General features: G+C 51.2%; 21 protein-coding genes. 1 reads left to right on the top strand and 20 read right to left on the bottom strand.

The genetic code is table 11. The annotated features are described in order from the left end of the window. Position 1: 1 nt before the first annotated feature. The 10 genes from FGS84_RS05560 to FGS84_RS05510 form a co-directional block, all read right to left on the bottom strand. Positions 2 to 475 (bottom strand): TRAP transporter small permease, encoded by a 474-nt coding sequence (locus tag FGS84_RS05560; RefSeq protein WP_138306684.1) that lies wholly within the window; start codon positions 473 to 475, stop codon positions 2 to 4. 16 nt (positions 476 to 491) lie between these two features. Then, the gene (locus tag FGS84_RS05555) at positions 492 to 1610 is read right to left on the bottom strand and encodes a TRAP transporter substrate-binding protein (RefSeq protein ID WP_138306683.1); all 1119 of its coding nucleotides are present in this window, start codon (positions 1608 to 1610) and stop codon (positions 492 to 494) included. A 17-nt stretch (positions 1611 to 1627) separates the two neighbouring features. Further along, positions 1628 to 2773 (bottom strand): Xaa-Pro peptidase family protein, encoded by a 1146-nt coding sequence (locus FGS84_RS05550; RefSeq protein WP_138306682.1) that lies wholly within the window; start codon positions 2771 to 2773, stop codon positions 1628 to 1630. 414 nt (positions 2774 to 3187) lie between these two features. Further along, positions 3188 to 4855, bottom strand: a complete 1668-nt coding sequence (gene leuA / locus FGS84_RS05545) for a 2-isopropylmalate synthase (protein ID WP_138306681.1) — start codon at positions 4853 to 4855, stop codon at positions 3188 to 3190. Between the two features lie 493 nt (positions 4856 to 5348). Beyond that, positions 5349 to 6701: a phosphoglucosamine mutase gene (gene glmM, locus FGS84_RS05540; protein WP_138306940.1), complete on the bottom strand. Its 1353-nt coding sequence runs from the start codon at positions 6699 to 6701 to the stop codon at positions 5349 to 5351. 63 nt (positions 6702 to 6764) lie between these two features. Further along, the gene (rfbD, locus tag FGS84_RS05535) at positions 6765 to 7625 is read right to left on the bottom strand and encodes a dTDP-4-dehydrorhamnose reductase (protein WP_138306680.1); all 861 of its coding nucleotides are present in this window, start codon (positions 7623 to 7625) and stop codon (positions 6765 to 6767) included. A 114-nt stretch (positions 7626 to 7739) separates the two neighbouring features. Then, positions 7740 to 8762 (bottom strand): dTDP-glucose 4,6-dehydratase, encoded by a 1023-nt coding sequence (rfbB, locus tag FGS84_RS05530; protein ID WP_002568333.1) that lies wholly within the window; start codon positions 8760 to 8762, stop codon positions 7740 to 7742. A 15-nt stretch (positions 8763 to 8777) separates the two neighbouring features. Further along, positions 8778 to 9677 carry a glucose-1-phosphate thymidylyltransferase RfbA gene (gene rfbA / locus FGS84_RS05525; RefSeq protein ID WP_138306679.1) on the bottom strand — a complete coding sequence of 300 codons (900 nt, stop codon included), beginning with the start codon at positions 9675 to 9677 and terminating at the stop codon, positions 8778 to 8780. A gap of 152 nt (positions 9678 to 9829) precedes the next feature. Continuing rightward, the gene (locus tag FGS84_RS30720; RefSeq protein WP_171042547.1) at positions 9830 to 11800 is read right to left on the bottom strand and encodes a leucine-rich repeat domain-containing protein; all 1971 of its coding nucleotides are present in this window, start codon (positions 11798 to 11800) and stop codon (positions 9830 to 9832) included. Positions 11801 to 11989: 189 nt separating this feature from the next. Further along, on the bottom strand, positions 11990 to 12541 hold the full coding sequence (locus tag FGS84_RS05510; RefSeq protein WP_138306678.1) for an XRE family transcriptional regulator: 552 nt from the start codon (positions 12539 to 12541) through the stop codon (positions 11990 to 11992). A gap of 166 nt (positions 12542 to 12707) precedes the next feature. On the opposite strand from FGS84_RS05510, the gene FGS84_RS05505 reads away from it, so the two are divergent. Continuing rightward, positions 12708 to 13295, top strand: a complete 588-nt coding sequence (locus FGS84_RS05505; protein WP_138306677.1) for an HDIG domain-containing metalloprotein — start codon at positions 12708 to 12710, stop codon at positions 13293 to 13295. Between the two features lie 118 nt (positions 13296 to 13413). On the opposite strand, the gene FGS84_RS05500 is transcribed toward FGS84_RS05505, so the two are convergent. The 10 genes from FGS84_RS05500 to FGS84_RS05455 form a co-directional block, all read right to left on the bottom strand. Further along, the gene (locus FGS84_RS05500; RefSeq protein WP_138306676.1) at positions 13414 to 14118 is read right to left on the bottom strand and encodes an N-acetylmannosamine-6-phosphate 2-epimerase; all 705 of its coding nucleotides are present in this window, start codon (positions 14116 to 14118) and stop codon (positions 13414 to 13416) included. Between the two features lie 27 nt (positions 14119 to 14145). Further along, entirely contained in the window at positions 14146 to 14610 is a 465-nt protein-coding gene (locus FGS84_RS05495; protein ID WP_138306675.1) for a YhcH/YjgK/YiaL family protein, read from the bottom strand. A 1-nt stretch (position 14611) separates the two neighbouring features. Further along, a complete protein-coding gene (locus tag FGS84_RS05490; RefSeq protein WP_138306674.1) occupies positions 14612 to 15535 on the bottom strand; it encodes a dihydrodipicolinate synthase family protein in 924 nt (307 codons plus the stop codon). A 2-nt stretch (positions 15536 to 15537) separates the two neighbouring features. After that, positions 15538 to 16653, bottom strand: coding sequence for a Gfo/Idh/MocA family oxidoreductase (locus FGS84_RS05485; RefSeq protein ID WP_138306673.1), 1116 nt, complete (start codon positions 16651 to 16653; stop codon positions 15538 to 15540). Between the two features lie 28 nt (positions 16654 to 16681). Next, positions 16682 to 17803: a Gfo/Idh/MocA family oxidoreductase gene (locus FGS84_RS05480; protein ID WP_138306672.1), complete on the bottom strand. Its 1122-nt coding sequence runs from the start codon at positions 17801 to 17803 to the stop codon at positions 16682 to 16684. Between the two features lie 35 nt (positions 17804 to 17838). After that, the gene (locus FGS84_RS05475) at positions 17839 to 18669 is read right to left on the bottom strand and encodes a carbohydrate ABC transporter permease (RefSeq protein WP_138306671.1); all 831 of its coding nucleotides are present in this window, start codon (positions 18667 to 18669) and stop codon (positions 17839 to 17841) included. Beyond that, on the bottom strand, positions 18666 to 19547 hold the full coding sequence (locus FGS84_RS05470) for a sugar ABC transporter permease (protein WP_138306670.1): 882 nt from the start codon (positions 19545 to 19547) through the stop codon (positions 18666 to 18668). The genes FGS84_RS05475 and FGS84_RS05470 overlap by 4 nt, the downstream gene beginning before the upstream one ends. Before the next feature lie 75 nt (positions 19548 to 19622). Then, a complete protein-coding gene (locus tag FGS84_RS05465) occupies positions 19623 to 21020 on the bottom strand; it encodes a sugar ABC transporter substrate-binding protein (RefSeq protein ID WP_138306669.1) in 1398 nt (465 codons plus the stop codon). A 360-nt stretch (positions 21021 to 21380) separates the two neighbouring features. Then, positions 21381 to 21971 (bottom strand): DUF3841 domain-containing protein, encoded by a 591-nt coding sequence (locus FGS84_RS05460; protein ID WP_138306668.1) that lies wholly within the window; start codon positions 21969 to 21971, stop codon positions 21381 to 21383. Further along, positions 21947 to 22504, bottom strand: coding sequence for a DUF3841 domain-containing protein (locus FGS84_RS05455; RefSeq protein ID WP_138306667.1), 558 nt, complete (start codon positions 22502 to 22504; stop codon positions 21947 to 21949). Before FGS84_RS05455 ends, FGS84_RS05460 begins: the two co-directional genes overlap by 25 nt. Between the last annotated feature and the right edge of the window lie 131 nt (positions 22505 to 22635).

The raw sequence follows: 22635 nt of genomic DNA, 5'->3' as shown, positions 1-22635 counted from the left end.
CTTACAGCTGTCTCCGAATTCCTAAGTCATCCATCAGATGGTCCAGATAGTATAAAAACAACAGAAAAAATCCCAGCGGTATTGCCGCGTATACCGCTCCCATAGGAACATTAAGTGCGGGTGAAAACTGTCTGAAATTAATCGGTATCACCTGTGCCCCCACAATCACAATTACAGCAGAAAATACCAAAACAAGCAAATCTATAATTACCGACAGCCGCCTCACCGCCGTTTCCGGCAATTTGGAAGTAAAATAGTCAACACCCAGGTGCATTCCCTGTTTCCCGGCCCACGCCGCGCCTATGAATACAATATAGATAAAGGAATAACGGGACAGCTCTTCCGTCCAATACAGAGGCGAATTGAATACAAACCGGAATACCACCTGCAAGAACATGGATATAATCATAGAGGAAGCGGCGATTGTGAGAAGAAATGCAACGACAAAATCCGCTGCCTTTATAAGAATTTTCATTTTCCTCCCCCTCATGTTAATTGAATGATTTTCCCAGCTCCTGTTCCGCCAGCGCTTTTACAGTATCGCTGATTCCTCCCGCATATTCCGTATAGACAGAAGCCGTTGCGTCGATAAAACTCTGCTTATCCACCTCGTTAATCTGAACGCCTTTTTCCTCCAGCTTATCCTTCATCTCCTCCTGAAGCTTCTCGTCCATCTCGCGTTCCATCCTGCCAAAGCGAATAGCTGATTCAGTCAGGTATTCTTTCAAATCGTCAGGAAGGGAATCATATGCCTTCTGGCTGATAGCCACTACTCCTGGAGGCGCGAAATGCTCCGTTAAAGACACATTTTTGCATATCTCATAGTATCCGTCTGAATAAATATTACCCAGGGCATTTTCCGCACCATCCATAACGCCCTGCTGAATAGCTGAATACAGTTCACTGTACGCCATAGGTGTTCCTGAAGCCCCCATTGCGTTAAGGGTTGCAATCATTACGTCGCTCTCCATGACGCGTATCTTCAATCCCTTCATATCTGCCGGAGTGGTCACCGGAGTATTCTTCGTATACACATTTCTAAAGCCGTTAGAAAACCATGTAAGGCCTTTTATTCCGATTCCTTGGAGTTCAGCAAACAGCTCGTCTCCCATTGGCCCGTTAAATACTTTTTCCATCTCCGCATAATCTTTGAAAAAATACGGAAATGACAGCACCGAGAAATCATTGAGGAAACCGTTGACAGCTGCGCTTGAGACCTGAGCCATCTCTATATTGCCAAGCTGCATTCCCTCCACATAGTCCCTCTCGCCTCCCAGCTGGCTGCTTCCCATTACTTTAAGAATCAGCCGACCATTGGTCTTTTCTTTTGCCTCTTGAGCCCACTGATTCAACACAGTATTATGCAGATGGCTGTCGCTGGATACAATGGCAATTCTGATGGTATATGTCTTGCCGTCATTCTCCGCACTCTTAGGCGCAGGCGTCTCTGCCACGGCTTCTTCTTCCGTTTTCTCCTCTCCCTCCACCGTTTCCGCTCCGGCCGCCTGCCCGGATACGGCCGTTGGTGCAGGCGTTTCTTTTGCCCCGCAGCCCGCTGTCCCAAATGCCATAGCAACTGCCAATAATCCCCATAAGAACCTTCTCGTCATATTTCCTTCCTCCCTCGTTATAAATCGTACAGATAACGGTTCAATGAAACACACGCATTTTCCTCAACCAACATAACGGTCTCAATCCTAAGTCCGCCCCACTCCATTCCGTGAAGGTCAAACTTGGTGGCAAGCGTCATACCCGGAACCATGATGAATGAAGCGTTATCGTCCAGGTTGGGCCTTTCCACACAGTCCAGTCCTATGCTGTGCCCCACTGCTCTAAGGCCCTTCGCATATGGTTCGAAATACTCCTCCACATGGTTTTTTCTGGCATAGTGCAGAAACATCTCATAAATCCGGGAAGCCGGTTCCCCTGGCCTTAAACATTCAATCGACCGGATTACTGCATCCCTGGATGCCTTTAAAACAGATTTCTGGCTGTCCGTGGCATTTCCATTGATTACCGTCACCGCTACATCTGTGGCATAGCCCTTGTATGCAGGCGCCACATCAATGATTACCGCCTCCCCGTCCTCTATCCTCTTATGAGTGGGCCTCCATGTAGGCACCTCCGTATTCATGCCTGAGGACAGTACCGTGGCGCAGCTTAAATCGCAGCCATTGGATTTCATCACATATTCAGCCGCAGCGCACAGGTCAATCTCCGTCACCTCTGACTCTCTCATCTTCTCTACGCAGGCTTTCAGAGACATGTCTCCTATGTGCGCCGCGTATCTGGCCAGCTCTATCTCCTCCGGCTCCTTCACTGCCCTCATCTCAGTGAGCTTGTCATCCATGTCAACATAGTCATTTCCTACAAGCCAGCCCTTAAGGCGCTTAAAATACTTTACGGGAAGCAGGTCCTGTCCGCTCAGTCCAATGACCAGGGGACCTCCCTTTTCATCCCTAAGTTCTTTAAAATAATCAGACAATGTCTCAATATTCCGGATATCCTTAATCCAGGACACCCTCCTGGCTGACTGGGAATTGATGGCCCCCAGAAATAATGTCACCTTCCCCTCCGGAGTCACAAATACTCCCTGAGGAGATTCCTCAATCACATTGATTGGTTTATAGTCAGAAAAATAAGTTGTAAATCCCGCCCTGTACTCATCCGAAAAAATAAATGCCCCATCCAGATGATTACTGCAAACATACTGTGCAATTACCTGAATTCGTTTTTCAAAAATAGGCACAGGTATACCTGTATACCCTCCCATACAACACCTCCTATAATATTTGTATTTACGAACGACGTTCTAAATTTTGTACTTATATTATAGCATTGCCATCCGGTGAATTCAATTTATTTGAGGCCTCAAACGTTCGTATATACGTTTTCTTAGGCTTCTCTATTCTATTAACCCCTTATTTTACAAGGAATTCTCCCCCTTCCTCCTAAAATAAAAGCAATTAAAAAGCAGATTCCGAAGAACCTGCATGCTTCCCATCCCTCTGCCGGATTTCATACCTTCCGCCATCATTTTTATGGCCTGCGGCAGATTAACGATTCAAATTACTATCTTCACTGCAATCGGAGCAAAAAAGACCGGCCCCAAAAGGCCGGTCCTGCAATCCTTCAATCGTTTTCATACCATCACATCAACTATAACGCACCCAATCTCAGCTTCCGGTTAATAGAACAGCCTGTTCACCGCGCTGAATATACCGCGGATAGACGCCCTCGTGATATTGGAGCTGATACCCACGCCGTAGGTGGCTTTTCCTGTTACCTGGTCTACCAGATGGATATAGGAAGCAGCCTCTGCGCCGGAACCTGACGCCAGTGCATGTTCGCTGTAGTCCAAAACCTTAATCTGGATACCAAGCGCATCCTCCATACCTCTCTGGACAGCATCAATAGGTCCGTTTCCAACGCCCTCAAATGTCTTCTCAATACCGTGGTCTGAGTAGGTAACCTTAGCCAGGGTTGCAAACTCGCCGTCTCCTGTCTCCGTATCGGTTATGCGGCACTTTCTGAAATGCATGGGCTCCTTGCGCTCCAGGTAATTCTTCTTGAATTCCTCCATAATCTGCTCAGGCGCAACCTCACCCTGCTGCTCGGAAATCTTCTGGATAACATCTGCAAATTCCTTGTGCATCCCCTTCGGCAGCTTGAAGCCATAGAAGGTATCCATGACAAACGCTACGCCGCCCTTGCCGGACTGGCTGTTGATACGCACAATAGGCTCGTACTCCCTGCCGATATCGCTGGGGTCGATAGGAAGGTAAGGCACCTCCCAGTACTGTCCGTTTCTCTCGTGAAGAGCCTGCATACCCTTGTTGATGGCATCCTGATGGGAACCGGAAAATGCGGTAAACACCAGCTTGCCCGCATAGGGATGTCTGGGCGGAATATCCATCTTGGTGCAGCGCTCACAGACATCTGCAATCTCACGGATATTCTCAATATTAAGTTCAGGGTTAATTCCCTGTGAGAACATGTTGTAGGCAACTGTCAGTATATCTACATTACCGGTGCGCTCCCCGTTGCCGAAAAGGGTTCCCTCCACCCTGTCGGCTCCTGCAAGAAGAGCCAGTTCCGTGGATGCCACACCCTCGCCCCTGTCATTGTGGGGGTGGATGCTTAATATGATGCTTTCCCTGTCCTTAAAATGTGTATTCATCCATTCTATCTGGTCCGCATACACATTGGGGGTGGTCATCTCCACCGTGGAAGGAAGATTGATGATAATGGGATTCTCCTTGGTGGCGCCCCATGTCTCCTGCACGGCTGTACAGATATCAAGTGCAAAATCCAGCTCTGTGCCGGTAAAGCTCTCAGGTGAATACTCCAGACGAATCTGGGTGTCGCATTCAGCCATATACCGCTGGACCATCTTGGTTCCTATGACAGCTATATCCTTTATATCTTCCCTGTCCTTATGGAACACCACATCCCTCTGTAAGGTGGATGTGGAATTATAGATATGTACAATGGCCTTCTTAACGCCCTCAAGGGCTTCAAAGGTCCTCTTAATCAGATGCTCGCGGCACTGCACCAGCACCTGGACCTCCACATCATCCGGGATAAGCTTGCGCTCCACCAGGGTGCGTAAGAAATCATACTCAATCTGGGATGCGGCCGGAAATCCAACCTCAATCTCCTTAAAGCCCAGCTTCACAAGAAGGTTGAACATCTCCACCTTCTCCTCCACCACCATGGGCTCCACCAGGGCCTGGTTGCCGTCCCTTAAGTCCACACTGCACCATATAGGGGCCTTCATGATTTCCTTATTCGGCCATGTACGCTCCGGAAAATCCACCACCGGGACCCTTTTATATCTTTGATAGTTTAACATAATTCTTTCCTCCATTCTGTTCATCTGATTTCAGGCGCCTGGAAACGCCTGGTTCCGTCCATATTCCATTCTCACTTCATACGATGTCCTGCTTTTTGATAACTGCGTTCTTCATCTTTGCTTCTGTCTTCAGCCCATTCCGGGCAGTCGCTCAATGACACCGTAATGACGGATGATGAACAGCACGACTCTTACTGGTTCAGCCCCATTTCACATCATTCCTTTACTCTGAAAATCGCTGGCTGTAAGGACAATCCCCTGTCCGGGCCTGCATGATGAATGCACAAATCCCGGAGCACGGCGCTCCGGGATTTATTTTGTCCTCTTCGCAACGTTATCTAATTATAGCACATTTCAAAATAACTGACAATAAGGAGTCGCCGGTTAACTATTCTCAATAGTTATGGCTTTTATTCCTCTGTTTCATAAAATGTGCACCGGAGCCCATACCTCCATTCCCTGAAAAATCTGCCGGAGCCGGTATGGTGCGTTCCTATATACAGTGTCCCTGCTCCTTCATAACCCGGATTACCTGGTCCACATAGGCTTCACAAGTCTCGATATCAGGAGCCTCCACCATGACGCGGACCACTGGCTCTGTTCCTGACTGGCGCAGCAGAATCCTTCCGTCGCTGCCCAGGCTCTCTGTCACCCTGGCAACCTCTGCCTGCACGGCCTGGTCGTCCTGGGCTGCCGTTTTATCCTTAACGCGTACATTCTTAAGTACCTGAGGATAAATCTCCACCTCTGAAGCCAGCTTATCAAGGGGCTGCTTTTTCTCCAGCACCACCTCCATCACCTTTAAGGAGGTAAGGATGCCGTCCCCCGTGGTGGCATGCTTGCTGAATATAATATGGCCGGACTGCTCGCCGCCCAGGCAGTGGCCCGTGGCCGCCATATTCTCGTACACATATTTATCGCCCACAGCCGTCTTCACATAGGCAATGCCCTCCCGGTCAAATGCCTTATATAATCCAAAGTTGGACATAATGGTGGTGACCACCGTATTATTGAACAGGCTGCCCTGCTCCTTCATGTATTTGCCGCAGATGTACATGATGCTGTCCCCGTCCACCACACGGCCGGTCCTATCCACCGCAATGCACCGGTCCGCATCGCCGTCATAGGCAAATCCGATGTCGCATTTCTCATGCACCACAAAATCCTGCAGATGCTCGATGTGGGTGGAGCCGCAGTCCGTATTGATGTTTAATCCGTTGGGTTCGTTGTTCATCACATGGGTTTCTGCGCCCAGGGCGTCAAATACGTTCTTGGCAATGGCGGATGCGCTTCCGTTGGAACAGTCCAGGGCCACCTTCATATTCTTGAAGGAACGGGTGGCAATGGATATGAGGTATCCGATATAGCGGTTCCTGCCTGCTGCAAAGTCCACGGTCCTGCCGATATATTCCCTCTTTGCCAGCGGAATCTCTTGCGTCTCCCCATCCAGGTATGTTTCAATTTCCAGGATAACGGACTCTTCCAGCTTCTCGCCTCTCTCGTTGATGACCTTGATTCCGTTGTCGTAAAATGGGTTGTGGCTGGCAGATATCATGATTCCGCAGTTAAATCCCTCGGTGCGCACCACATAGGACACGCTGGGGGTGGTGGTGACATGGAGCAGATATACATCCGCGCCCGAGGCTGTAAGCCCAGCCACCAGGGAATATTCAAACATGTAGCTGCTGCGCCTGGTATCCTTTCCGATAACCACCCTGCAGCGCTCATCCGGCGTCTTCTGTCCATAGTACCAGCCCAGGAAACGGCCCACCTTATAGGCGTGCTCCACTGTCAGGTCCACGTTGGCCTCGCCGCGGAAGCCGTCTGTTCCAAAATATTTTCCCATTGTCATTAATTCCTCCCTGTCTTGTTATTAAAGCCCCCGTTACATGCATCTGCCGCCCCTGTCTTATGCCATCCCGTTTTCCTTAAGAGCCTTCAGGTAACGCCCCAGGGCATCCTGCCATGAGGGCATACGCTCAAAGCCGTTTTCAGTCAGTTTCTCCTTGCTCATGCGGCTGTTGGAGGGGCGCTTTGCCTTGGCCGGGAAACCGGCCGAATCCACCGGAGTCACCTTAACCTCATCCATGCCGGCCTGGCGGAATATCTCACACGCAAACTCATACCAGCTGCACAGCCCCTCATTGGTGGCATGGTAACGGCCGTACCTGTCTGTCTGAATCATATCCACCAGCAGGCGGGCCAGGTCGTAGGTATATGTGGGGGAACCAATCTGGTCGTTGACCACTGACACGGCCCCCTTTTCCTTCCCCAGGCGGAGCATGGTCTTAATGAAGTTCTTGCCGTTGATGCCGAACACCCAGGCAATGCGCACAATGAAATATTTCTTCACATTCTGCTCTACCGCAATCTCGCCCTCATACTTGGTCAGGCCGTACACATTAAGGGGTTCCCTGTGGTCATCCGGCTCCCATGGGCGCTCGCCGCAGCCATTAAACACATAGTCCGTGCTGATATACATCATCTTGATATCCATGGCCTTGCAGACCCTGGCGATATTGCGTGTCCCCTCAGCATTGATTTTGCGGCACAGTTCCAGGTTATCTTCAGCAGCATCTACTGCAGTATATGCTGCACAGTGAATGACTGCGTCTGGTTTTTCCTGTGAAATCACAGTTTCGCACGCAGCGCGGTCCGTGATATCCATTTCCTCCACATCCACTCCGGTTCCCTCAATCCCGCGAAGGGCCAGTTCATTCATCACATCATGGCCCAGCTGGCCCTTTACACCTGTTACCAGAACTTTCATAATCCATTTACCTCCGTTCTTAATAATGGCTGGCAGAGAACAGGAATCCCCGAAACGGACACGTCTCTCAAACGCGCTCCGGGGCATTCCCTCCTCCGTCAGCCACATGTTTACCTACAGGCGGCTGCCGTACATCTTATCGAAATAATTACTGTACTCGCCGCTGAGAATATTTTTCCACCAGTCCTGGTTGTCCAGGTACCACCGGATGGTCTGCTCAATTCCCGTATCAAAATTATACGTTGGCTTCCATCCCAGCTCTGTCTCTATCTTGGTTGGGTCAATGGCATAGCGCATGTCATGGCCGGGACGGTCTGTCACAAATTTAATCAGGCTTTCAGGCTTATCAAGAGCCTTCAGAATCGTCTTTACCACTTCCAGGTTGGTGCGCTCATTATGTCCGCCGATGTTGTACACCTCTCCCTCGCGACCCTTGTGGATAACCAGGTCAATGGCCTGGCAGTGGTCCGCCACATGAAGCCAGTCACGCACGTTCTCTCCTGTGCCGTATACAGGAAGCTCCTCATCTGCCAGGGCGCGGCTGATAATAAGCGGAATCAGCTTCTCCGGGAAATGATAAGGGCCGTAGTTGTTGGAACATCTGGATACGGTCACGGGCAGGCCGTATGTCCTGTGATACGCCAGCACGAACAAATCAGCGCTGGCCTTGGATGAAGAATAGGGGCTGGATGTATGCAGGGGCGTTTCCTCGGTGAAAAAAAGGTCCGGTCTGTCAAGAGGCAGGTCGCCGTACACCTCATCCGTGGAAACCTGATGGTAGCGCTTGATGCCGTAAGTACGGCAGGCGTCAAGAAGGGTGGTGGTTCCCATGACATTGGTCCTGACAAAGGCTTCCGGGTCTGTAATGGAACGGTCCACATGGCTCTCCGCAGCAAAGTTCACCACCACATCCGGCTTCTCCTTCTCAAACAGTTCAAATATAAACTTCCTGTCGGCGATGTCGCCCTTTACAAATTTGTAATTGGGCTTGTCCTCAACCGGTTTTAAGTTTTCCAGGTTGCCTGCATAGGTCAGCAGGTCCAGGTTGATGATTTCATAATCCGGGTATTTGTTTACCATATGGTGCACAAAGTTGCTTCCAATAAAACCGGCTCCGCCGGTGACGATGATTTTCATATATAGTTTCCTCCGTTAAAAATCCTGTGGATGTATCTTATCCACATATTTACCGTCCAGAACGTCCTTTAAGTACTTGCCGTACTGGTTCTTTTTCAGAATCTCATAAGTCTCCATGACCTGTTCCCTGTTAATCCAGCCCCTGAGATAGGCAATCTCCTCCAGGCAGGCAATCTTGCGGTGCTGGTGCGTCTCCACGGTCTTCACAAAGTTCGTGGCCTCCACCAGAGACTCATGGGTTCCCGTATCCAGCCATGTAAAGCCCTGTCCCAGAAGAATCACATCCAGCTCCCCGTTCTCCAGGTAAATGCGGTTTAAGTCCGTGATTTCCAGCTCTCCTCTGGCTGAGGGCTTTAAGTTTTTCGCATACTCCACCACCCGGTTATCGTAAAAATAAAGTCCGGTGACACAGTAATTGGACTTTGGCTTTTCCGGCTTCTCCTCAATGGAAATAGCCTTGCCGTCCCCGTCGAACTCCACAATGCCGAAACGCTCCGGGTCGTCCACATAGTAGCCAAACACCGTTGCTCCCTTTTCCTTGGACGCTGCCGCGCGCAGGCGCTTGGCCAGACCCTGTCCGTGGAAAATATTGTCCCCCAGGACCATTGCCACGGAATCTCCCCCAATGAACTCCTCGCCGATGATAAATGCCTGGGCCAGTCCGTCCGGGCTTGGCTGTACCGCATAGCTCAGCTCAATGCCGAACTGGTGGCCGTCGCCCAGCAGGGCTTCGAATCTGGGCGTGTCGTCCGGAGTGGAGATAATCAGGATATCCCTGATTCCCGCATTCATAAGGACAGACAACGGATAATAAATCATCGGTTTATCGTAAATTGGAAGCAGCTGTTTGGAAGTAACCTTGGTCAGCGGGTAGAGCCGCGTCCCGCTTCCTCCGGCCAGTATAATCCCTTTCATATTTCCTCCTTGGTTCGCTGTGAGCGCGAAAAGACCGCTTAGCGGACGTCTTTGCCTGATTTTTTCTTTGTCCAATATATCATACTATCTCTATTTTTTCAAATAATCTGTTAAATATTTCGTTATTATTAAGAAGATTATAATATCCATGATTACTGAATGATTTCAACACCATTACCCACATCCCCCACCTCTCCCACAGGGTTGTCGGCGATGTTCAGATACTCCAGAAATTCCGCCTGCTTCAGGGGCGCCAGGTCCGTTATATAATTGTCCTTAACCCCCAGTCTCTTAAGGTTCTTAAGACCCGCGGCAAAATTCACATCCGTCAGCTCGTTGCTGTCCAGGTACAGCTCCTCCAGATTGGGAAAACGGGACAGGATATCCATATGTTCCCCCAGCTTCACATCATCATACCACACGCTGGTCATTCCGCCGTAGGACTCCACGTAATAATTCTTGTGAAGCTCCATATTTTTCAGGCTCAGCACCCGCAGGCTGGGGTTTTCCTTTATCCGGTCAAAATTAATCTCAAATTTGCCGTTGTCCAGGTACAGTTCCTCCAGTCCCTCATGGTTAAAAATGGAACTCACATCCCCGTACACCTCCACCAAGTAGTTATAGCCGCTCCAGCCCGTTCCGTCCAGGTTGCCGGTAAAGTCAGCATATTTAAGCCCTGTCATGCCTTTGAGAAAGTCCAGGTTTCTCAGGTTTCCCCGGGAATTCCACACGGAGTAAAAGGTAAGCCGTTCCACCCCGGTCAGGGACGAGAGGGCCTCCGCCCCGTCCACATTGCAGTTGTGTATGGAAAGCTCCTTCAGGCTGCTTAGCCCCCGGAGGGAGGAAATGGACATAAAGCCCTTTATTTCCAGCCTTTCCAGGCTGGAAAGGGAGGACAGGTCCGGGTCTGTCTGGGATGTCATCTTGTCAATGTTTAAGGACGTCAGTCCTGCCGCTGTTCCCACCGGTCCGAAATCCTGGACCTTGTTATTTCCCAAAAGGGTCAGGGAGCGAAGGGCCGGCATCTCCGACAGGGGAGCCAGGCTGATGATGGCAGTATCCTCCAGGGTAAGGTCCTCCAATGCCGGAAGTCCCTTGATAAAGCCTATGTCCCTGATGATATCCGAATTAAGGTACAGGGACTCCAGACCGCTCATAACCGAGATGGCAGAGTAATCCGTCACCCTTACCTTATCCTTGCCCGTGCTGATAATGGAATCCGAGTCCCCTGTGTCTTCCAGCGACAGATATTTTAGGCTCTTTAAGGGCACCAGCTGTTTCAGGTTGGCGTCAGGATAATCCCGGACAGTCAGACGCTCCAGATTCCCAAAGGAGGCGATTCCGTCCATGGATGTGATTCCCCGAAGCTGCAGCTCCGTGATTCCCGACGGGTCATCCAGCATATCCTTAAGGTCTGAGATTTCCACGTTTCCGGCCGTGATTCCCTTAAGGTCCTTAAGCCCTTTTAAACTATGGACCCTGGAAAGCCCTGACCCCAAATCCAATTTTACCAGTCCGGTAAAGGCCGCTGCATCCTGGGGCTCCCAGTCCATGGCCCCGAAGACGGCAGTCTGCACCAGGGGCTCTTCCCCGCTGTAAGGGTCCTCAAAGCTGTACCATATCCGGTTTGTTTCCCGGGATGTCTCCACCTTCAGATACCTGACCCTGGCCAGGTCCTCCTGGCTGAACGCAGCCTGGTCCCCGTTGAACATCTTTGCTGCCATGGCATGGAACAAAGGAGAATCCGCCTTGGGAACCCTTTCCTCCGCTTCTGTCTCTTCCCCTTCTGTCCCGGCGTATCCTGCCGCGCCGCTGTAGGCGGGAACCGGAAGGGGCGCTGTCCCGGGGCCAGAGGAGGAACCGGAGCCTGAGGACAGAATGAAAATGGCGAGCAGCGCGCCCACGCAGGCCACACCTGCAGCAAGGGCTGTTTTAGCCCCGTTTCCCTGGCCTTTGCCGGAAGGGGCTGTTTGATATATATTGTAATTCGTGATGTTCTGGACCTTTTCGTCGTCCAGCAGGAACTGGCTTTTGCAGAATTCACATGTTATAAGCTTTGTCTGGGAATCCTCCACCTTAAGCTTGCCCCCGCAGGAAGGGCATTTTATCTCTACCATCTTCATAATATGTTTCCTCTTTGCCTTTGCTGGGTCTTATATGACACCATTATAGTTCATTGCAGGCAGGTATGGCAAGCAGGTTCGCAGTCTTGCCCCAACCATAGTATAATACTTAAAAAGCAAATCAATCATCCGGGAAGCCATACGCATCCCCAGGGACCTCTATGAAATGCACCTGGCGCATCCTCCCTCTTAGTTTGGATAATAGTTAATTACCAGAAATGAAAGCAATATATCCTGACGGTTGATATAAGTATGTCCGATGGAACTGTCAAACACCAGGGAATCCCCCGCCTCCAGTGTGTAGTCACCTGCTTCGGTGCGAAGGGCCAGCTGGCCCTTCATGACGAAGATGTACTCCTGGGCTTTTTCCGAATGTCCAATGGAGATGTTGGAAGCCCCCGGGTCCAGTTCCGCATAAAAAAGCTCAAAATTTCTCACAGGCGTGCTTGGAAAATAGCAGTACACCCGGTAATGCTCTGTCTCCCCTGTCTGCACGGCAGGCTCATCCCTGCGCACAACAGTTGCCTTATTCTCAATACCCTCCATCAGTTTTGTATAGGGCACATTCAGCCCATTGGCGATTTTCCAGATAGTATTGATGGTAGGATTGCTGCTCCCCTTTTCAATGTCCGAGAGCATGGCCTTGCTGATGCCGGAAATCTTTGATAATTGCCCCAGGGTCAGGTTGCGCTCTGTCCGCAGTCTCCTGAGATTTACTGCAATGATTTTTCCTAAATCCATATATAAGTCCTCTTTTAATTGCTTGACATATAAATCGAACAGTTGTAAGATATATCATACAGTTCGTTCGATTTAATAAACGATTGTCTGGTACGATATAGAATAGTATAAGAGCATTATGCCGAAAAAGCAAGAACCAGACAAAAAACCAAAGGAGGATTTCAAGATGGAAAAAAAGTTGTCAAGAGAAGATGCATGGAGCCTGCTGACCCAATACACAAAGACACCGGCCCTTCGCAGACATGCCCTGGCCGTGGAGGCTGCCATGAGGCATTTTGCCGGACTGAACGGCGGGGATGAGGAGGTCTGGGGGGCGGCTGGTCTTCTTCACGACCTGGACTACGAGAAATTCCCGGAGGAACACTGCAAAAAGGCAGAGGAGATTATGCGTGAACAGGGCATTGACCCAATCTATATCAGGGCCATGAATTGCCATGCCTATGGAATCTGCACTGATGCAGCGCCGGAAACCCAAATGGAAAAGGTCCTGTTCACCATTGATGAACTGACCGGACTCATCAATGCCCTGTGTCTTATGAGACCGTCCAAAAGCGTACTGGACCTGGAAGTCAAATCCGTGAAAAAGAAATTCAAGGATAAGTCCTTTGCTGCCGGAGTGAACAGGGACACCATCCGGGCCGGCTGCGAAATGTTAGGCATGAGCCTGGATGATGTCATCCGTGAAACCATCCAGGGCATGAGGAAAAAGGCAGAAGAAATCGGATTAAAAGGCAGCATAACATCAGACAACTAGTTGAGTGGGGAAAATACAATAAGAGTGAGGGCAAAGGAAAGAGACATCCCCTGCATTACAGCTTATGCATCGGGTGATGTCCCTTTTATTTGCTTTCTCTCTTACTTTTTCCTGACTTCTATTCCTGTCTGCCATGAACCGCTTTCATGAACCGCTCCGCAATCTCCAGCGGCCGGGTGATGGCTCCGCCCACAATGACTGCCCATGCTCCCATATCCAGCATTTTCACAGCTTCCTCCGGCGTATGGACACGGCCTTCCCCGATGACCGGGATGGGAAGTTCCGCTGAAAGCCGCCTGACCAGTTCAAAATCCGGCCCTTCCAGCTTTGGCGTATAGTCCGTATATCCGCTCATGGTGGTGCTCACCAGGTCAATACCGCTTTTCCACGCCTGAATGCCTTCCTGGTAATCGGAGATATCGGCCATCAGAATCTGGTCCGGATATTTTGCTTTGATGCTGCGGATGTATTCCCATGGGCTCAGCCCGTCTCCCCGCCTCCTGTCCGTGCAGTCAATGGCAATGATGTCGGCCCCTGCCTCTGCCAGAGCATCCACCTCCTCCATGGTGGGTGTGATATACCCGTCAAATCCATCGTACACCTGCTTTATCAGTCCAATGACAGGAAGTCCTGTCTCCTTCTTGATACCCAGCACATCCCGCACCGTGTTGGCGCGTATCATGGGACTTCCGGCCTCCTTGGCCGCCCTGGCCATAAAAGGCATCAGGGAGCGCTCCGGGTCATAGAGCGGTTCCCCGGGCAGGGCCTGGCAGGAAATGATAAGCTTTCCTTTGATACGGTTAAAAAGTTCTGTCTTGTCCATCTCGTTCCAATCCTTTCACTCCGGCTTTCACGGCCTGTCATCAGCCGCAGCCACCTTTACCACACATTTTCTGATACATTCAGGCGCTTCCAGGCATCCGCCCGGCCCATGGGCCTCACCGGCCATGCACAGGATGAACCTGCCCGGCCCCATGACGCAGCGTCCTCCTGCCCCGCCCCAAACAGCGGCTTTCTGAAAATCCGGCTGGTATTCCCCAATGGGTGTCACCCCGTCCAGGGCTGTTTCTATGACCTCGCATCCCTCAATGTCTATCTGGATATCCATATAGTCCCTGTGCAGTTCATAGCTGTCATCCCTCAGCTCGCGGGTCCGCGCCTCCATCACCTGCAGGAACACCCTGTCCCCGTCAATCTCCGTCCTTCCCATGGGAAGCGCTGTGATATCCGCAGTCATCAGATAGTCAATGGCCTTGTCCAGGTTCCTGTTCATGCCCCTGTAATTTCCTATATTAACCAGCAAGTCATATATCATATCAGCAATATTTCTCCTTTGCTGCTTCTATCATGGCGGCTGCTTCCCGGGCAATGGCCCGGTCGTCCCCGCTTAGGTCTGTCAGCGGCTTCCTGACCCCGCCTATATCGATTCCCCTGCTGATACGCAGCACTTCCTTAATCATGGCGTACATATTGCATGTTCCTGAACACAGCTTATATATGATTTCATCTGCTTCATACTGGATAGCCCTGGCCTCTGCCATCCTGTTCTGTGCAGTCAGCTCATATATCTTTAAAAACAGCTCCGGCATGGCACCGTAGGTACCGCCGATACCGGCGTCCGCCCCCATGGCCAGACCGGATACCAGCTGTTCATCCGGGCCGTTGAACACAATAAAGTCCTCCCGCGTCTTCATGGCCTCTGCCTTAAACATCTGGATGTCCTGGACCGGCATGGATGAATTTTTCACGCCTGCCACCTGCCCGTTTAAGAGCATGGTCTTTAAAAGGCTCATGGTCAGGGCTGTACCGGCCAGCTGGGGTATGTTATAGATAATGAAATCCGTGTGGGGCGCTGCCTCCGATATGTCATTCCAGTACCCGGCAACCGAATACTCCGGCAGCTTAAAATAAATAGGCGGTATGGCGGCTATCCCGTCCACGCCCAGGTCCTGGGCATGGGACGCCAGAATCCGGCTGTCCCTTGTGTTGTTGCAGGCAACATGGGCAATCACCGTGAGACGGCCTGCAGCCTCATCCATCACGGCCTCCAGAGTCTTCTTCCTGTCCTCCACGGACTGGTAGATGCATTCCCCGGAAGACCCGCCCACATAGACGCCCTTCACTCCCTGTTCCACAAAGTACCGGGTCAGCGCCCGGACCGCGTCAGCGCTTACCTCCCCCGTCCTGTCATAGCAGGCATAGAAGGCCGGGATGATTCCCCTGTATTTATCCAGTATCATACCTATTTCACCCCCGTTATCTCAGACAGCTTTACCTTCCTGTTTTCAAACCGCGACCTGGTGCAGGCGTCCGCCGTTGCAATGGCGTTCCTGGCAGCCTCCCCCGTAAGCAGGGCCTTAAATTCCTCGTCCGGCTGTTCCCCATGCATGATGTTGTTAAAGTACTCCATCTCATCATACATAATGCTGTGAAGCCACATAGGCGGCTTCTTGCCCGGTTTGCCGTACATGATGGCGCCGTCCATCTCCGTGCCGTGATAGATTCTGGTCCGGTCATCGTCCTCCTCCTGGGTCTTGTGCATAAGGAAATGCTCTTCCTTGTCCCCCTTCTTAAGGGTTCCTCCGCAGTTAAACATATCCAGCCGGATAGCTCCCTCGGTTCCCTGAATCAGCACATAATGCTCCGGCCAGTGGAAAGCGGAGCCATACTCCAGCACAGCATACCGGTTATCCCCGTATTCCATGGTGATGAACAGCATATCATCCTCATCCCCGAACTGTTCCCCGCAGTGGGCCACATTGCCCCCTGCCATGGTCACTTCCTCGGGGCAGCCGCCCATAAGGAACTGGATGCAGTCCAGCTCATGGATATGGTGGTAGAGATGGCCTCCTGATTTGGCCCTGATTTTCTTCCAGCTGACAGAGGGCTGTATATCCTCCCAGCCGTTCCTGGCGGAATGGCAGTACAGCACCCGGCCGATGACTCCGTCATTAATCATCTTTTTCGCTGTGCGGACACCTTTGAAGAAATTCATTACATGGCCTGCCATAAAAGTAACATTGTGGGCAACGCATGTCTCTACCATCTCCACACAGTCCTGATAGGACAGGGCAATGGGCTTTTCACAGAATACATGTACCCCGTGCTCCGCGGCCTTGATGACCGGTTCCTTGTGAAGATAATTGGGCGCTGCCACGATTACGGCATCCACATCCTCACGGCTGTATAACCGGTCCAGGTCCGTCTCCACGCCGCATCCCAGCTCAGCAGCCACTGTTCCTGCATTCTCCGGGTCATAGACAGCCACTACCCTGGCCCCCTCCTGTTCCTTCATGATGCGGGCCAGCTCCGCCCCAAAATATCCCGTACCAACCACTGCATATCCGATTGTCTTCATGACTGTTCTCCTTTACCAATCCTATTTTTCACTTCATGATTTCGCTGAGTCTTACCTTCCTGTCCTCCTTAAGGGACAGGGTGCAGGCGTCTGCCGTGGCTATGGAGTTCCTGGCAGCCTCTCCGGTTAGAAGGGGCAGGAACTCGTCTGTCACCCGGGCGCCGTGAAGCACATTGTTAAAAAACTCCATCTCCTCGTCCATGATGCCCTGAAGCCACAGGAAGGGCTTTCTCCCCGGCCTTCCGAACTGGTTGCCGTTGTCCCGTTCTGTTTCCCTGTAAATCCGGGTTCTGTCATCGTCCTCCTCTTTTGTGCGGTGAACCAGGAAATGTTCCTCCTTGTCCCCGGTTTTAAGAGTCATGCCGCAATTGCACATGTCAATTTTAATTGCTCCCCTGGTTCCCTGTATCAGCAGGTAATGTTCCTGCCAGCGGAAGGCGGAGCCATACTCCAGGACTGCGTAGCGCCTGCCCGGATATTCCATGGTGATGAACAGCATGTCGTCCTCATCCCCGAACCGGCTGTCCCTGTGGGCTGCATTGCCTCCTGCCATGGTTACTGTCTCAGGACAGCCTCCCATAAGGAACTGGACACAGTCCAGCTCATGGATATGATGGTACAGGTGGCCTCCTGATTTGGAACGGGTCTTTTTCCAGGTTTCTGAGGCCCCGGTACCCTCCCATGCATTGCGGGCCCCGTGGCAGTAGAGGATGTCCCCGATAACGCCCTGCCCGATAAGCTCCTTGGCCTTTCTCACACCACAGAAGAAATTCATCACATGGCCGGCCATGAACACCACATGGTTGTCCTGGCAGGCATCCACCATTTCCCGGCAGTCCTCATAGCTTAATGCAATCGGTTTTTCACAGAACACATGGAGTCCATGCCTGGCAGCGGCCAGCACCGGTTCCTTGTGCAGATAGTTGGGAGTGGCCACAATCACGGCCTGTATATCCGTTCTGGATACCAGGGACTCCAGGCTGCCCTCAGCATCACATCCCAGCTCAGCCGCCACCGTCTCCCCGTTTTCAGGGTCATAGACAGCCCGTATCTGCGCCCCCTGTTTTGTATTCATGATGCGTGCCAGCTCCGCCCCAAAGTAGCCGGAGCCCACCACGCCGTATCCAATGGTACCTGTTATAGTTTCCATAAAATATAGCACCTTTTACCTTTCTATTAAAATCATCAGGACTTTACAGCGCCCTCCGACATGCCCCCTGCAATCTTATTCTGTATGAGGCAGAAGAATATGACAGAGGGAAGCACCACCAGGGCAGAGGCAGCCATCATGTCGCCCCAGTCCAGTATCTCGGCTCCGTCCAGGGAGCGCAGGGCAACCGCAACCGTCATCTTGCTGGTATTGTTCATTAAAATCAGCGCGTACAGGAACTCGTTCCAGGTATTGATAAAGGTGTAAATGGCTGTGGCCACCACACCGGGCGCCACCAGCGGAAGCACCACCTGGACAAAGGTCTGCATTTTATTGGCTCCGTCGATTCTGGCCGCTTCCTCAATTTCCAGGGGCACTGTCCTGAAAAATCCGGTCAGGAGCCACACCGCATAAGGCACGGAGAAGGACAGATACACAATAACAAGGCCAATCCTTGTGTTAATCAGCCCCAGCTTTCCCATGACCACGGAGTAGGGAATGGCCAGCAGGATGGGAGGAAATATGTAGGTTGTCACCAGCACCTTGGACATGGCTGACCCCAGACGCTTAAAGAACCGGACGATTCCGTAAGCTGCCAGCGCCGCCACTGTAATGGCAATCAGGGTGGTTACCAGGGAAATGATGATACTGTTCTTGATGTTCACAAAGAACTTAAGGTCATTGATAACATGGGTATAATAATCAAACGTCCATGTCTTAGGCCAGAAAGCCGTGGGATTTCCCGTCAGCTCTCCTTTGCCCTTCAGGGAGGAAATGATAATCCATACCAGCGGGAATATGGAGATAAGGGTCAGAATAATCAGGTATATATGGCTGATAACGTTTCCTGCTTTACACTTTTTCATTTACTGTCCTCCTTTTCCCACTTGTTTATGACCGCAAAGTAAATGCCGCATATAATCATCAGGAATATAAACAGCAGCACGGTCACTGCCGATGAGCGTCCGATGAGTTTGGTGCTCCAGCCCATATTGTAGGCATAGAGCGGTATGGTCTGGGTGGTGCCCGCAGGCCCGCCGCCTGTAATCAGATAAATCAGGTCAAAGTTATTGAAAATCCACACAGTCCTTAAGACCACCAGCAGTCCCACCACCATCTTGATATGGGGCACCGTGACATAGTAGAAGGACTGCCAGGGCCTGGCCCCGTCAATCTGGGCAGCCTCATACTGGTCCTTTGGGACTGTTTCCAGGGCCGAGAGCACGTTGACCATTATCATGGGCGCTCCGAACCATATATTTATCAGCACCAGGCTGACAAAAGCCAGTGTGCCGCTGGTCAGAAACTGGGGAGCCACCTGGCAGATACCCAGCTTCACCAGAATATTGGGCAGAAAGCCGTACACTCCGTTGAGAATCCATTTCCAGGAAAATGCAATGACAATGGAGGGAAAGGCCCAGGGGATGATGAGAAGGGTCTTGTAAACGCCCTTGCACACCTTAATCCGCTTCAGGGCCAGGGCAGCGGTAAACCCCACTCCTATCTGTCCCACCAGGGACAGGACCGTCCATTTCAGGGAATTGAAAAATGAAAGCCAGAAGCCGCTGTCCTTCAGCACCTCGGCATAATTCTTAAGGCCAATGAATTTATAGGCGGGTTTAATCAGGTTCTTGTTTGTAAAGCTGTATACGATGCTGGAACAGATGGGATATATGAATAATGCGATTACAATGACGATTGCAGGAAGTACGAACAACCATCTTGTATAACTTTTCTTCCCCAAGATTTCCTCCTCCTTCTCAGTATTAGAGCGTGTCTCAAAAATGCATCCGCCTTTTCAGACACGCTCCCGGACGGCTTATTCAGCTGTCTCAAACAGTGCGTTCAGTTTATCTTCTGCTGTTTTCGCAGCAGTCTTTACATCCGTTCCGTTGGTAATGATATCCTGGAACATATCTTCTATCACATGATTGTTCTGCATGATTCCGGCCTGGACATTGGGGCCGTGCTCATAGCCGAATGCAGTGCCGATATCAGCTGCCGCAGTCAGTACTTCCTCAGCATGGGTGAACTGCCTGATGGTGTCGTCATCCCTGTATGCATCTGTGTCGGCAATCCCCTTGATGGCAGGAAGCATGCCCACCGGTGTCGCGTGCAGGAATTCCACGTATGTATCCTCGTCATAAAGGGTTTTCATAAATGCCTTGCAGATTTCCGGATGCTTGGAAGCCTTCCATACCACCATAGGTGTGTTGGTGGTCATGATTCCCTCATCCGGGTTATCTTCATGAATCTTTGGAACCGGGTAGCAGTCCACATACTGGAGCAGGTCCGGCGAGTTGGCCGCAACGCCTGAAATCTGGAAGCCGGAGTTAAAGTCAAATGCGGTCTTGCCCTGGTAATACAGGGTTGCCTGATCCAGTACATCAAAGTTAATGGAATCCTTAGGCGAGCAGTCATTGTACACCTTCAGCCAGTAGTTGATGCCGTCAATGGCCAGGTCGCTGGTCAGGTTAGCCTTCAGGTCATCGGTCAGCAGGCTGCCGCCCCCGCTTCTCACATAGAAATCCAGGAAAAAGGTTGCCTGGAAGTCATTGGTGCCGCATGGGAAGGACAATCCGTAGACGCCGTCCTTTGTGAGGGCCTTGGCTGTGTCGTAAAGCTCATCCCAGGTCTTTGGAACCTCCAGCCCGTTCTTCTCCAGCAGGTCCTTGCGAATCCACATCACATGTGCGTGTCTGTAAAGGGGTACCGAGTAATTATTGCCGTCCATCGTGCCCTCGGAAATGGCTGCTTCTGCAAATTTGTCACGGCCAATGTTGTCAATCAGGTCATTGATGGGCGTCAGGGCGTCTGCGTTAATCATCTCCGCCACCTGGGCCGGAAGGGCTGTACTCATATCAGGTACATTGCCGGATGCAAGTCCGGTGGTCCACTTGGTGTAAAAGTCATTCCAGGAGAATGTCTCAATATTGATTTTCACGTCCGGGTTCTCTTCCATGAACTTGTCAGCCGCTTTCTGTATGGTTTCCAGCCTTGGTCCCTGGGTAAATGAATGCCAGAAGGTAATCTCTCCGGAAAGGGGGCCCTCTGTCCCGCTGTCATTTCCATCCTGGGCCGCCGCCTGCGCCTGGGTCTGGCCTGCTGCTTCTTTGGAAGCAGAACCATCCGAGGATGACCCGGAACCGCTGCATCCGGCCAGCAGGGCTGCTGCAAGTGCTGCTGCTAGAATTAAACTTACATGACTCTTTTTCATATCATTTCTCCTTTTTTCTGAATTATTTCCGTTCGTCATTTTGCTGTTTCTATTGGTATTATATTGGTTTTCTTTATGCATTTCAACATTCTGGACAACTTAAAATAGCACAAAACGACTATTAAACTATTTTTTTGTCTTGTTTTGAATCAGATGAGTTGGGTTACAGCCGGAAATTAGCCGGGGGAAGGCCGGGAACTGGCCGGGGTATAGCCGGGGGCTGGCCATATCCCATATTAAAACATTAAAAAGACAGGGCCGGAAGCTAATTCCGGATACCTGTCCTCCTGTTTCTTGTCCTGTTTCTTATCTTATTTTTAACCTTGTTTCATATCCTGCTTCTTATCCCTGCATCCAGTCCTACTGTCTCTGCCCCTCCGGCACAATCCATTCTTTCTTAATCTGCCACAGGGCTGCCTGGACGCTTTTTGCCCCGGATTCCTCTCCTGCCCGTATCTTCGCATGATGACGGAACAGCCTGGGCCAGCTGCCCATGATTTTCTGTTTCAAATCCGGGTAAAAACCAGTGAGCACTGCATCCATCTCCCTGACCCCTAACTGCTTTAAATATGCCTGGAACGCCTTTTCATCCGCCTCATCTTCTCCCAGATATTTAAGGCACAAAATCTTATTCCAGTCATACATATCAAAAAACACAGCCTCATCCCTGGGAACGGAAAGCGTCAGTGTACTGGTTCCCGCAGACTGGTCCAGACTGTACAGGTTCATGAAGGACCAATAGGGGAACTCAGCCCCCTGGGGCATTGGAACCAGCTTCACTGCCTCCTTTACAAACCATTTGTAGACAGTCAGGAAAATGGGACCGCTTTCCCCATACTTTCTGCGCACGTATTCCTCACGCGAGAAACAGCGGCCGTCTCTCTCTATGGCCTTTAATACTGCCTCCGCCTGTGCTGCGTATAAAATTACTCTATCACCTGTGTCACCCATTCTTTTCTTATCTCCCATATATTTCCATATTTCGAATCGTTCCCCAGAATCACGCTGTCATCAAAAAGCCGGTCCCAGCTGGCAATGATTTCCCGCTTAAGGTGGGGATAAAACTGGGACATGTAAGCCTTGGCATCGCTTACGCCATACTGCTCCATCCTATCCTGATGGCGCCTGGCATCCTCCTCATCCTTTGGAATATAGGAATAATTGAGGATGCTTCCCCATTTTTCTATATTGACAGAGGTAATGCAGGCCGGATCCAGGGTCAGCTCCAGTATGACGGTTCCCGGGCTGGGAAGCATAACCGCTTCGCTGGTAAAAGAAACCCATACCGGATACTGCACATCCTCCGGCCTTCGGGCTGCATCCGGACTGTGCCTCACCAGCCAGTCATATGCCTCCAGCACCAGTCCTGCGTGTTCCTGCAGGTCGCTGCGGATATACTCCCGCCTGGCAATGTATCTGCCGGTTTCATTGAGCTCCTTCAGCACATTTTCATGCTGCTTTGTCCATACCTTGATTTGTTCCATCCAGCCACCCTTCCTCTCTCTTTTTTGGTACCGCTGTCCTTATCCGGCCCCGCTGTCCTGGTACCGCTGTCCTGGTCCGGCCCCGCTGTCCTGGTACCGCTGTCCCGGCCTGGTTCCGTTGTGTTCCTTCC

It is taken from the genome of Clostridium sp. 1001271st1 H5 (assembly GCF_005845215.1).
In the GTDB taxonomy this organism is placed as follows: domain Bacteria; phylum Bacillota; class Clostridia; order Lachnospirales; family Lachnospiraceae; genus Enterocloster.
This window is presented reverse-complemented; position numbering and strand designations above follow the sequence as displayed.